Genomic DNA, 13,625 nt, shown 5'->3' on the forward strand with positions numbered 1-13,625 from the left:
ATAGGCTGTTTACATTATTTTTTGCATGAAAATGCAATAATACTACATACAATATTCTATTATAATTGAATAGTACACACCTTTGAATAAATACTCCTAAATAGAAAATCATACTACTCCTAATTTTGGTGAATAATATCAAAAATTAAGGATTATGAATAATGCTCTACTTTATATTTTTATAGGAGCTCTGTTTGATACTTTTGGAGATTTACTTATGAAAAGTTGGGTTGTCAATAGCTCTGCTTCCTATTTTATATCCGGAATGTGTTTTTATGTTGTAGGTCTGAGTTTCTTGGCTTACAGTTTTACTTTAAAAAATATGGTGGTCGCTTCTGTCCTATTCTTAATCATAAACATCTTTTTGTTAACCGTTGCAAATTCTTGTTTTTTCAATGAAATACTTTCAAAAAAAGAATATGTAGCTCTTGGTTTTGGAATTATAGCCATCATCTTATTTGAAATTAAATAATACATCAACCACTATGAAAAAAATTACACTAATTTTAATTGTGCTTTTCACTCAATTTGCTTTTTCGCAGGTTGGGGTAAACACCACAACACCTGACCCATCCTCTATGTTGGATATATCGTCAACTAACAAAGGAGTATTGGTACCACGAGTTAGTTTAACTAATGTCACAACTACTATGTTGGATGGAACCAACACCGCCGCAACAGGGTTATTAATTTGGAATACAAATGCTGCAACCGTTGGTGGGAACGGTGTCGGTTTTTATTTTTTTAATGGAACGCAATGGATGCCCATTACGCAAACAATTACCGGAAACACATTGGATCAATCGTATGACCAAGGTGGAGCAGGAGTTGGAAAAAACATCAACGCAACCGATGGTGCAGTACGTATCAATGGAGATGACGGTTTTTTGGTAACCGGAACTTTCGGAACAGGAAATACAATCGATACAGAAATTACCGGAAATGGAGCTCGAATGTTTTTCAATCCCAGAAAAGCAGCTTTTCGTGCAGGTTTTGCAGAGGGTACACGTTGGAATGATGCATTAATTGGTGATTATTCTTTTGCTGTCAACAGAAGAAGTCAGGCCTCCGGTTTTGCTTCAGTTTCACTTGGATATGATAGTGAAGCAACCGGTGATTTTTCATTTGTAGCCGGAAACAATAGTGCCGCAACTGGTGATCACTCGTTTGCTTTTGGAAGAAATTCTTATACAAATAGTTCAGAATATAGTGTAGTTTTTGGAGATTCTGCAAATTCCTATGATAATTTCTCTTGGGCAATTGGTGAAAGTACTGATTCTTATGGAGTTCATAGTTTTGCAAAGGGATTTAATGTCATATCCAAATCTTACGGAGAAACAGTTTTTGGGTTAAATAATACAGATTATACCGCAAACTCTACCACAACCTTTAATGATTTCGACCGTTTGTTTGTAATTGGGAACGGAATAAATAGTACTAATCTTAGTAACGCTTTAACTATTTTTAAAGACGGAAGAATGAACATCAACGATGCTTATACCATGCCGACTACCGATGGAACTAATGGTCAAGTCATGCAAACCAATGGTGCAGGTATTGTTTCTTGGGCAACGCCCTCAACCGGGACAGACGACCAAAATTTAATAACCCCAACATTAGTAGGAACAACTTTAAACCTAAACATAGAAAACGGCACAGGAACTTCTATCGATTTAGCTCCGCTTCAAGACGGAACTGGAACCGATAATCAAACGTTAACTTTAGCTGGAAATAACTTATCCATTTCAAGCGGAAATTCAGTAAATTTATCAAGCTTGAATACAGACGACCAAAATTTAGTTACACCAACTTTAGTAGGAACTACTCTAAACCTCAACATTGAAAATGGAACCGGAACTTCCATTGATTTAGCTCCGCTTCAAGATGGAATAGGTGCTGATAATCAAACACTTACTTTGGCTGGAAATAACTTATCCATTTCAGGCGGAAACTCAATAAATTTATCAAGCTTGAATACAGACGATCAAAATTTAGTTACACCAACTTTAGTAGGAACTACTCTAAACCTCAACATTGAAAATGGAACCGGAACTTCCATTGATTTAGCTCCGCTTCAAGATGGAATAGGTACCGATAATCAAACACTTACTTTGGCTGGAAATAACTTATCCATTTCAGGCGGAAACTCAGTAAATTTATCAAGCTTGAATACAGACGACCAAAATTTAATAACTCCAACATTAATAGGTACTACTCTAAACCTCAACATTGAAAATGGAACCGGCACTTCCATTGATTTGGCTCCGCTTCAAGATGGAACTGGTACGGATGATCAAACCATTGATAACTTCAGCTTGAGCGGAACTACTTTGCGACTTTCTTTAGAAAACGATGGACAACCATTACAAACGGTGAATTTAGCATCTATTAATACTGATGACCAAAATCTTACAACTCCAAATTTAGTTGGTACAACTTTGAATTTAGGTATTGAAAACGGAACAGGAACTTCTATCGACTTAGCTCCGCTTCAAGACGGTACAGGAACCGACGATCAAACCATTGATAACTTCAGCTTAAGCGGGACCACTTTACGCCTTTCATTAGAAAATGACGGACAACCATTACAAACAGTAAACTTAGCATCACTTTTGGGAACTGATGATCAAAACCTAACAACTCCAACATTAGTTGGAACAACCTTAAACCTAAATATTGAAAACGGAATAGGAACTTCCATCGATTTAGCTCCGCTTCAAGATGGAACTGGAACGGATGACCAGAATATCCAAAACCTATCCTTTAATTCTACAACTAATTTGTTAACGGTTGGTATTGAAAACGGTACATCTCAATCAGTAAGTTTATCTAGTTTAGCTGGGAATGATGTTGATTGGTATGAACAAGGAACTACAAATGCACCAAATGCTATAAGTGATGATATTTATACTGAAGGTGATGTTGATATAAATAATGGAGTTCTATCAATTTCTTCACCTACTAATAGCTCTGGAGGACTTACTGTAACAAAAACCATTTCCAATGCTGGCTCATTAACTTATAGCTCTGTAAACAATAATGTATCTTTAACAGGAAGTAACAACTCAATTATGTACAATAATTCTTATACAGGAGGTGGTACTGGGGGTCAAACTTTAATTCAAAATGGGTTTTTTACTACTGGGGCTTCATTTTTAACAGGTATGATTAATAATTTCAACAATAATAATAATACAACACAATCCTATGGAATTCAAAACAATTTCAATATTACAAGTTTTGGTTCAAGAGTTGGTTTTGAAAATAATTTTAGCACGGTGAACGGAAATGCTACCGGATTAAACAACATCATAACAGGAGGTATAGGCACTCTTTATGGAACGAGAACGCAAATAACAGGGGGAACGGGAACAAATTATGGGAATGTAGTTAGTATGACAGGTGGGACAGCTACTCGCTATGGTTTCCTTGCAGATATCACCGGTACAGGAGCTGGTATTGAATATGGAATTAGAACCAATGTTGAAGATGTAACCAATGGTTATGCAGCATACTTTCAAGGGCGAACATCACTGGGACAAGGAACAACAAATCGTTATTTAATGCCCGGAACTGACGGAACAGCTGGACAAGTAATAATGACTGATGGATCAGGAAACCTAAGTTTTCAAGATGTATCAGGAAGTGATGTGGATTGGTTAGAGTACCCTACCAATACAACTCCAGATAATATTAATGATAATATGTATCATTTAGGAAGAACTGCAATTGGTATTAATGATAATACCGATGGATTTAATTTATACAGATTAAAAATTGATACAGGGACTGGAGATTATGGAGGATTGTATATCGAAAACGACCAAGGAGGAGCTGGTATTTCTGTTTTAAACTCTGGTTCATACTCAGTTGGAGGTGTAGTTACAGGTCTCCATTTACGTGATGAATCTATTGGAACAAGAAATAAGATAAACATATATAATTCCCTAGTAGGTTCAGGGGCTGGGATGATTGCACAGAGAAATTGGTTTATTTCATTATCTAATTATGATTCTGAAATAGGGGTTAGAAATGATTTATGGGGTGGGTCAAACGGAACTAAATATGGGACTTATAACGATATTAGAGGTGCTGGATTTGGCTCTAAATATGGTTCATACAATATTATAGAAACTACAGCTGGAGGTACCCATTATGGGGTTTACAGTGAAGCATTAAAATCAAATAGTTTTGCTGGCTACTTCTTAGGAAATGTCTCTATTGGAACTACAACTGGAAATAATTATGTGTTTCCTTCAACAAGAGGTACTAATGGTCAAATTATGCAAACCGATGGATTTGGTAATCTAAGCTGGACAACTCCTAGTATAGGGGAAAGCACCACCGCCAACAATGGATTAACAGAAATAGGGAATAATCTTCAATTAGGTGGAACTCTTATTCAACCTACAGTAATCAGTCAAGGTGTAAATAGTTTTGAAATTAATTTAAACAGCACGGGTGATTTTGCTATCCAAGACAATGGCACAGATGTACTTTTTGTAGAAGATACAGGAGACATCGGAATAGGCACTTCCAACCCTGCTTACCCCTTGCATATAGTTGAAAATGTTGCCACAACGACGCAAAGCGTTTATATTGATAAAACCGATAATACAACAGCCGAAACCTCTGGTTTATATATTCGAAAAACTGGAACAGGAACAGGAAGAAGTCATGCTATATATACCGATGTTGGCGGTGCCGGAACCGGACAAAAATATGGTATTTTTAACAACATTAACAGTAGTGCAATAGGAAATCAATATGGAACTAGAAATTTCATCAATAGTAACACATCCTCTTTCATTTTCGGAACATTTAATAATTTGGACAATGCTGGAACCGGAAATCAATATGGGGTTTACAATGGTATGAGAGGAACTTCAGCTGCAAATTTATATGGAACTTATAATGAATTTAACTCTCCATCAATAGCCAATGAAACTGCCGGGGTATACAATTCCTTCTCAGATGGAACACCGGGAACAAGCGGAATGATGGGTGTTTTCTCAGAGTTTTCCAATTCAAACAATGGTGTTTATTATGGCTCTAGAAACTCCTTTACCAATGCCGCTACAGGGACAGGAACTAAATATGGTACTTATAACTTAATTTCAGCTGCTGCAGGAGGGACACATTACGGAACATTTAACAATGTAAGTGAAGCTAATGGTTGGGCTGGCTATTTTGTAGGTAGAAATTATATTTCAGATCGATTAAGCATTGGTGTTACAGATAATCCTAATGCGGCATTAAACATTAACAAAAACAGCTCAGGAACTTACGCTCAAATAGAATTAACCGAAGCACAAGCAAACGACGGGGCACGAATAAGATTCAATAACAGTGTAGAAACAAACAATAATTGGATATTATACGGAAGGGCAGACGACACTAACTCCAACAGTACTTTTAATATTTTTAATAATGTAACAGGAAATGTAGTGATGGTTAATGGTGAAGGAAGAGTAGGAATCATGAGAAACCCAGCAACAAATGCGTTAGAAGTGGAAGGAACAGCTTCAAAAACAGTTGCCGGTGGTTTCTTAGCAAATTCAGATAGTCGTTTAAAAAAAGATATTTCAACCATTTCTCCAGACGAAGCGTTAGATAAAATTCTAAAATTAAGAGGAGTAACTTATTATTGGAATGATGATAAAACCGGCACCGTTCGACCACAAAATCTCCAAATGGGTTTTATTGCTCAAGAAATTGCGGAAGTTTTCCCGGATAAAGTAACCGAAGATAATCTTGGCTATTTACAAACAGCATATGGTGATTATGACCCCATTGTTTTTCAAGCCATCAAAGCCTTAAATGAAAAAATTGAAAAATTAGAAAAAGAAAATGCTGCATTAAAATCAGCCTTAGAAAAAATAAATGCTCTGGAAGCCAAATTAGAACAAATGAACATAAAATAAAGTTGGATTTTTTTTAGTGGTTGGAAAATGTCGAAATCTGAAATTGGTTTCGGCATTTTTCTTTTTTAGAAATCAAAAATGTATCTTTGAAATCTTCAATATTTTTAGAATTATGTCAACGCAAAAACGTCTTTTCCTTCTTGATGCTTACGCTTTAATTTTTCGTGGGTATTATGCTTTTATCAAAAATCCGCGAATCAATTCCAAAGGAATGGATACCTCCGCCATCATGGGATTTATGAATTCGCTCATGGATGTGATTAAACGCGAAAAACCCGATCATTTGGCGGTTGCGTTTGACAAAGGCGGAAGCGATTACCGCTTGGAAATGTTTCAGGAATACAAAGCCAATCGCGATGAAACTCCGGAAGCAATCAAAATTGCAGTTCCGTATATTCAGGAATTATTGAAAGCAATGCATATTCCGATTATTGAAAAAACGGGTTACGAAGCCGATGATTTAATTGGAACCTTAGCCAAACAAGCCGAAAAAGAAGGTTTTCAAGTTTTTATGGTTACTCCGGATAAAGATTTTGGCCAATTGGTTTCTGAAAATATTTTTATGTATCGTCCGGCACGAATGGGAAATGACATTGAAATTTGGGGTGTTGAAGAAGTCAAACAAAAGTTTGAAATTGACCATCCGTTACAAGTAATTGACTTTTTAGCGATGATGGGCGATGCCGTTGATAATATTCCAGGACTTCCCGGTGTTGGAGAAAAAACAGCAAAAAAATTCCTGGCCGAATACGGTTCTATCGAAAATTTATTGGCCAATACGCATGAACTAAAAGGGGCAATCAAAGAAAAAATTGAAGCCAATAAAGAAAAAGGATTGCTCTCGAAAAAATTAGCCACCATCCTACTCGATTGTCCGGTGACATTTGATGCTACCGATTATGAATTGTCCAAACCCGATGTAGAAAAAACAGATGCCTTATTTCAGGAGTTGGAATTCCGTCAAATGAAAGCTCAATTTGACAAATGGTTTGGAACCGGAAAAGAATATGATGAAATTAGTGATAATGGAAATGGCAATGACAATGACAATAACAATAACAAAATTCAAAGCATAAAGAAAGCGGTCGCAAAAAAATCAAACGAAGACCAATTTGACTTGTTTGGTTTTGTGGATGATGACTCCTCTGAACCGACTTCGCAATCTTTTTACGCCACTTTAGAAAATACCGAGCATTTTTATCAAATTGTACAAGGCGATTTACCGGTTAAATTATTGATGCAAAATTTGATGAATCAATCTTCGGTTTGTTTTGATACGGAAACCACCGGCATCAATACCTTACATTCAGAATTGGTTGGCATTGCCTTTTCATATGAAAAAGGAAAAGGATTTTATGTTCCGTTTCCGGAAAACCAAGAGGATGATCAAAATTTAATGGAAAAATTCCGTCCGTTTTTTGAAAATGAGTCAATTGAAAAAGTGGGTCAAAACATCAAATACGACATAAAAATTCTGAAAAACTACAACATTTCCATCAAAGGCAAATTGTTTGACACCATGATTGCTCATTATTTGATTAATCCGGATATGCGTCACAACATGGATGTTTTATCAGAAACCTATTTAAAATATTCACCAAAATCTATCGAAACGTTAATTGGCAAAAAAGGAAAAAACCAACTCTCTATGCGGGATGTTCCGTTGGAAAACATCAAAGAATACGCTGTTGAAGATGCCGATGTTACCTTTCAATTGAAAGAAACATTCAGTCCGATTTTAGACAAAGCCGGTACCAAAAAATTGTTTGACGAAATCGAAATTCCGCTTGTACAGGTCTTGGCCGATATGGAAACCGAAGGCATTCGATTAGATGTGGATTTCCTGAAATCAATGTCGGTTGAAATTGCCAAAGAAAGTGCAGCTTTAGAACAAAAAATCTATGAAACAGCCGGTTCAACGTTTAATTTGGCTTCCCCAAAACAATTGGGCGATATTTTATTTGAAAAATTAAAAATTGGTGGTGCCAAACAAAAGAAAACCAAAACCGGACAATATGCCACCGGAGAAGAGGTGTTGAGTTATCTTGCTCATGAGCATCAAATTGTGAAAGATATTTTAGATTGGCGTCAATTGGTCAAGTTGCAAAATACGTATGTAGATGCACTTCCGGAACAAGTAGATACTAAAACCCAACGTGTACACACCGATTACATGCAAACCGTTGCCGCCACCGGACGATTGAGTTCCAACAATCCTAATTTACAAAACATTCCGATTCGTACCGAACGAGGACGTCAAATCCGAAAAGCGTTTATTGCCCGAGATGAAAATTACACGTTACTGGCTGCCGATTATTCTCAAATTGAATTGCGTATTATTGCTGCTTTAAGTGGCGAAGAAAATATGATAAAAGCGTTTCAAAACCACGAAGATATTCACCGTTCTACCGCTTCAAAAGTATTCAACGTTCCGTTGGAAGAAGTCACCAAAGAACAGCGAAGCAATGCTAAAACAGTCAATTTTGGCATCATTTATGGCGTTTCAGCTTTTGGTTTAAGTAACCAAACCGATTTAACCCGAAGTGAAAGTGCTGCTTTGATTGACGCGTATTACAAAACCTATCCTCGCTTGAAATCCTATATTCAGGAACAAATAGATTTTGCCCGAGAACACGGATTTGTACAAACCGTTTCCGGGAGACGCCGTTATTTAAAAGACATCAATTCTGCCAATGCCGTGGTACGAGGTGCCGCAGAGCGAAATGCGGTGAATGCTCCAATCCAAGGAAGTGCCGCTGATATTATTAAAATTGCGATGATAAACATTCACAAACGATTAGTAAATGAAAAATGGCAATCCAAAATGTTGTTGCAAGTTCATGACGAATTGGTGTTTGATGTGCACAACAGTGAATTAGAAAAGATTCAACCCATGATAAAACATGAAATGGAGAATGCTTTTAAACTTGATGTGCCGTTAGTGGTGGATTTAGGAATGGGGAAAGATTGGTTGGAGGCTCATTAGAAGTTGGCAGTCACAGTTTTCAGTATTCAGTTAAACCGTGAACATAGTATTTCAATAAAAAATTCAGCATGAGACTAAAACATCTTTTTGAATCAAAAATGTATCTTATCATACTGTTATGCTTAACTTTATTGATACGGTTTTCTGAGATTGAGAATTATGGTTTCAACAAAACAGTTGGTTGGGCTTATGATTTTTCAGGATTTACGATGTATTACGTTAAATATATTGTTTTTGCTTTTTTCATTGGATATTTGTTTCTAGCCATCATCAAAGCGAAAACTAATTACATTCTTTCAATTATACATTTTATCTTAATTGCTTTTTGTTGCTTATTTTTTGATAATGTAAGATATATTCGCATAGTTGATACTATTGCAATTATCGGAATAGTTGTTTATGTGGTTATCTTTTTAAATGCTTTGTTTTGGAAAATGAAAACATGATAAAAATGAAAAAACAATTTTTCCAAATTCCATTCAAATTAAATCTACACCCTTCACCTAGAATCCCATTGCTATAGAATCCATTGATTATGGAATTGTATATTGAGAGAAAAAAAGTTGAAAGCTCATTAATTAAGTCGTTACACGCAACCTTTTTTAGGAAACAGCATCTCTTTTAAAAAAAGTAACTTATGAAACTCCTAACCAAACTTTTTCTAATCGTTTTACTTTTTCAAAGTTTTCAATGCGACGAAGATATTGCCACTTCCATTACAGTTGAGATGCTAAATGAAAAGAAAAATGAAATCAAAGAATATATTGCTTCTTTTCCTTGTGATGAATCCATCGGTTGCAATAGTATCGCTTTTGGCTCAAAACCTTGCGGTGGCCCTTGGGAATATTTAGTGTTTTCAAATGCTGTTGATTTGACATTTCTGGAAAACGAAGTGGAACTTTACAACGAAATGGAACACCAATTTAATATAAACACCGGGGCAACTTCTGATTGTGCAGTTGTTTTACCTCCCACAGAAATCGGTTGTGTAGATGGAGTTTGTGCAGCTTTAGATTAAAAACTACCATTCATTTTTTAGTTGAATTAGACAAACTATTGCTAAAACAAAATAATAAATTAGCTATTCGCACTATTTAACACTTGTATGCGTGAAAAAGAGTGCCGGCCTAAGTTTATTAGAATAGTTTACTTAAATTTGTTCATTGCTATTAGAATCTATATGTTAAAAAATCAAGTTGAAACTATACTTCCGACGGAATGGGGAAATTTTAGAATGATTGCTTATTCGGAAAATGAAGAAGATTGGATGCCCCATTTGGCCTTAATTCATGAAAATACAGATTTTGAAAAACCCGTTCCTATTCGATTACATTCTGAGTGTTTAACCGGAGATATTTTTCATTCTACTAAGTGCGAATGCGGAAAACAACTGCATCAATCGCTTGCTTATTTTCAAGAAAACGGTGGCATCTTACTTTACTTGCGTCAAGAAGGAAGAAATATTGGTTTAATCAATAAAATGAAAGCCTACAATCTCCAAAAAAACGGTAAAAATACGGTTGAAGCAAATTTAGCATTAGGCTTACCCGCAGATGGACGTAATTTTGAAGAAGCCATCCAAATTTTAGAAGATTTACAACTAAAATCTATCTTGCTACTTACCAATAATCCCGAAAAATTGGCTGCTTTTGAACAATCAAGTATCCAATTAATCGGCAGAATTCCTATTGAGATAAAAGCTTCTGTTCATAATCAAAACTACTTGGAAACAAAAAAAATGTTTTTCAACCATATTTTAGAACTATAAAATGTTCATAAAGGGGAAAAACATCGATTTTTTGTTTCTTCATTCCATTTGCTTGGTTGGTGGAGCTTTTGTTGATTTATTCTACGATCAACTCTTGCTTACTCTCTTATTGGGAGCCTTTTTGTTCAGTATTTATATTTTTCAAAATTGGAAATCGTTCACAACTTTTAAAAAATGGGGTGGAATTCCCAATGTCATAACATTAACTCGTTTAGTACTACTCTTTACAATCCCATTTTTGACAGAAACAAAAGAACTAGCTCTACTTTCTCTGATAGTCATTAGTTTGGATGGTCTGGATGGTTTCTTCGCCCGAAAATTAAATCAAGTAACCGATTTTGGGGGAAAATTAGATATGGAAGTAGATGCGTATTACTGTTTGCTTTTTTCACTACTTATTGGGGTTTTGCACCCAGAATTAAGTTGGATTATTTTTGGCGGATTACTGCGTTATCTTTATAAAATTATCACCTTTATCTTTAGCCAATCAACATTTGTTGAACAGAAAAAGAAATATGCTCGTTTCATTGCCGGATTTTATTTTGTGTCATTCCCATTGTTTTTTTTAGTTCCAAACACAATCGGAATTTACCTGATTACCGCCGGAACTGCCTTTATAATTTTTTCATTTTCGATTTCTTTTTATGAATTTTTTACTTTTAGAAAATGAAGATTTGTATACTCACAACCGATATTAATTATAAAATTAGTGGCGGAACCATTTATAATGCTCATTTATATGAATTTTTAAATAAGTATACTGAAACTAAGATTGAAATTATTGAAGAAGTAAACACTTATCCTTTTGACATAAATTGTCATTATATTTTGGATGGTATATTCATTTCAGAAAATATTGATTTATCTAAATTGGCTAACTATTCCATTACGTTTTTAATCCATCTTTGGCCTTCAATCCTTCAATCCACTACCGAGAAAAAACAACTCTTTGAACAAATTGAGCGAGAAATCGGTAAATATTTCAAACTTCTATTTACAGGAGAAAATTCCAAGAAACACCTTCTTGATACCTTGAAAATCCCCGATACCGGAATCCTCATTCCGCCGGGAGTAAATTGGCATTGGAAACATAAAAAAACATTTCCTGATTTACCTAAAAAAGTAATTTATCTCGCTAATTTTATAGAAGGGAAAGGTCATTTTCGCCTACTTGATGCTCTTTCAATTGCAAAACCAAATTCCTTAGAAATCGATTGTTATGGTGAAATATTATCGGATGATTATTTTCAAAAATTCATGGCCATTAAGCCAAAAAACATCAATTATCAAGGAAAAATTTCCCATCAAGATATTAATGCATTACTTTTAAAGTATGATTTATGTTTTCATTTTTCAGATTATGAAAGTTTTGGTATGGGTATTTTAGAAGCAATAGCCACTCATCTTCCGGTACTCATTACACCGGTAGGCGATTATAAAGACAACCAAAAATTAAAACCAACGGGGGTTTTGGACACCTTTGACCCAAGCCTGATTGCTACTAAAATAAGCGAAATTTGCACAGAGAAAGACAAATACTATTCGTTAATTCTAGCGGTTTCTACTATAAAAGTTGCCACTTGGGATAAAAATTTTAAACCACTATTAGCTCAATTCAACCTTAAATGATATTATTTGCTTTCCTTTTTGGCTATGTAACGTTAGTGATTGAATTAGTATTTTTTCACGTTCCAAGTGTGGCCAATACCAGCAATTTTTTTGTCAAAAATAAAAATTATCCTAAGGTGGAAAGTGCACTGATTCAAACCATTTATCGATGGCCCTTTATAAAAAAAATAATGGTATTATTAATTCCAACAATATTGGTAAATAGCTATTTTCTATTTTCTTTTTTCTATTTTTATCCAATGGCTGATTCTTTTCAAATTTTTAAACCTGCTTACGGATTGCAACTTTTGGGTGTTTTGTTCGTGCTTTTAGGAAGAGGAATTACTTTCGGTTCGATGCTTTATATCAGAAAAGAAAACAAACAGAAAAACGATTCGTTTAAATTGCATACCAAAGGAATTTTTAAGTATTCCAGAAATCCTGGGTTAGATGGCATGTTTTTATTTTTTATTGGCTTTGGACTCATTTTCCCAACCTATATAAGCTGGATTGGTTTAATAGGTTATTTTATTTACATGTTGTTTCGTGTGCGAATTGAAGAAGAATTTTTAAAAGAATTATTCAAACAAGAATACACCGACTATTGTTTAAAAACCAAACGCTTTTTATTATTTTGAACGCAACTGAACTAGAACAAAAAACCATCGAGAAATGGTTTAACACAACCTACTCGAAACGAGGAGAAAGTTATCTTCGCCCGAAGGAAGCCTACCTTATTTTTGCAGAATTACTTCAACTCCAACCCGCTAAAAACTTTTTAGATGTGGCGTGTGGCTTAGGTAGAATGCTAGAAGTGAGCCAGCTTTATAAAACAAACAACTATGGCATCGACCTATCCGAAGTAGCAGTTGAAAAAGCAAAACTAAAGTTACCCAATGACAACATTGTAGTTGGAAATGCAGAACAATTACCATTTGAAAACAGCACCTTTGATTATGTAACCTGTCTCGGCTCTTTAGAACGCATGATTGATAAAAAGAGTGTTTTGCAAGAAATAGATCGGGTCACAAAACCTGATGCTAAAATTTGTTTGATGGTTCGAAATGCCAATTCCTGGCGATGGATTTTTACGAAAAAAATGCTTTTTACCATTAATAAAAAAGGACATCAAGACGCCAAAACCTATCAGGAATGGAAATCGCTTTTTGACCAACACCATTTTATAATTGAAACCTGTGTTGCGGATCAATGGCCACTGATGAAAATTAAAAAAATCATCAGTTTTGGCCTATTTAAAAACTATAAAAAAGTAAGCAAAAGTTTGGTTCCTCTTCAATTTGCAAATGAGTTTATATTTATTTTGAAAAAGAAATCCTAA

The 13,625-nt window shown here is 35.0% G+C and carries 10 protein-coding genes; all 10 read left to right on the forward strand.

The features are described from left to right. Positions 1–154 precede the first annotated feature (154 nt). The 10 genes from EQG68_RS03260 (at position 155) to EQG68_RS03305 (ending at position 13,625) form a co-directional block, all read left to right on the forward strand. On the forward strand, positions 155–472 hold the full coding sequence (locus EQG68_RS03260) for a hypothetical protein (RefSeq protein WP_129463354.1): 318 nt from the start codon (positions 155–157) through the stop codon (positions 470–472). A 13-nt stretch (positions 473–485) separates the two neighbouring features. Then, the gene (locus EQG68_RS03265) at positions 486–5,924 is read left to right on the forward strand and encodes a tail fiber domain-containing protein (RefSeq protein WP_129463355.1); all 5,439 of its coding nucleotides are present in this window, start codon (positions 486–488) and stop codon (positions 5,922–5,924) included. Positions 5,925–6,036: 112 nt separating this feature from the next. After that, entirely contained in the window at positions 6,037–8,910 is a 2,874-nt protein-coding gene (gene polA / locus EQG68_RS03270) for a DNA polymerase I (RefSeq protein WP_129463356.1), read from the forward strand. Positions 8,911–9,008: 98 nt separating this feature from the next. Next, positions 9,009–9,356 (forward strand): hypothetical protein, encoded by a 348-nt coding sequence (locus EQG68_RS03275; protein WP_129463357.1) that lies wholly within the window; start codon positions 9,009–9,011, stop codon positions 9,354–9,356. Between the two features lie 191 nt (positions 9,357–9,547). After that, positions 9,548–9,928, forward strand: a complete 381-nt coding sequence (locus EQG68_RS03280; RefSeq protein ID WP_129463358.1) for a hypothetical protein — start codon at positions 9,548–9,550, stop codon at positions 9,926–9,928. 162 nt (positions 9,929–10,090) lie between these two features. Then, the gene (gene ribA / locus EQG68_RS03285; protein ID WP_129463359.1) at positions 10,091–10,678 is read left to right on the forward strand and encodes a GTP cyclohydrolase II; all 588 of its coding nucleotides are present in this window, start codon (positions 10,091–10,093) and stop codon (positions 10,676–10,678) included. 1 nt (position 10,679) lies between these two features. Beyond that, positions 10,680–11,348: a CDP-alcohol phosphatidyltransferase family protein gene (locus tag EQG68_RS03290; protein WP_129463360.1), complete on the forward strand. Its 669-nt coding sequence runs from the start codon at positions 10,680–10,682 to the stop codon at positions 11,346–11,348. Continuing rightward, positions 11,345–12,307, forward strand: a complete 963-nt coding sequence (locus tag EQG68_RS03295; protein WP_129463361.1) for a glycosyltransferase family 4 protein — start codon at positions 11,345–11,347, stop codon at positions 12,305–12,307. Before EQG68_RS03290 ends, EQG68_RS03295 begins: the two co-directional genes overlap by 4 nt. Beyond that, on the forward strand, positions 12,304–12,924 hold the full coding sequence (locus tag EQG68_RS03300) for a methyltransferase family protein (protein WP_129463362.1): 621 nt from the start codon (positions 12,304–12,306) through the stop codon (positions 12,922–12,924). The genes EQG68_RS03295 and EQG68_RS03300 overlap by 4 nt, the downstream gene beginning before the upstream one ends. Continuing rightward, entirely contained in the window at positions 12,921–13,625 is a 705-nt protein-coding gene (locus EQG68_RS03305; protein WP_164975379.1) for a class I SAM-dependent methyltransferase, read from the forward strand. The genes EQG68_RS03300 and EQG68_RS03305 overlap by 4 nt, the downstream gene beginning before the upstream one ends.

The sequence above is a fragment of the Flavobacterium piscinae genome, assembly GCF_004122145.1.
GTDB classification, from domain to species: Bacteria; Bacteroidota; Bacteroidia; order Flavobacteriales; family Flavobacteriaceae; genus Flavobacterium; species Flavobacterium piscinae.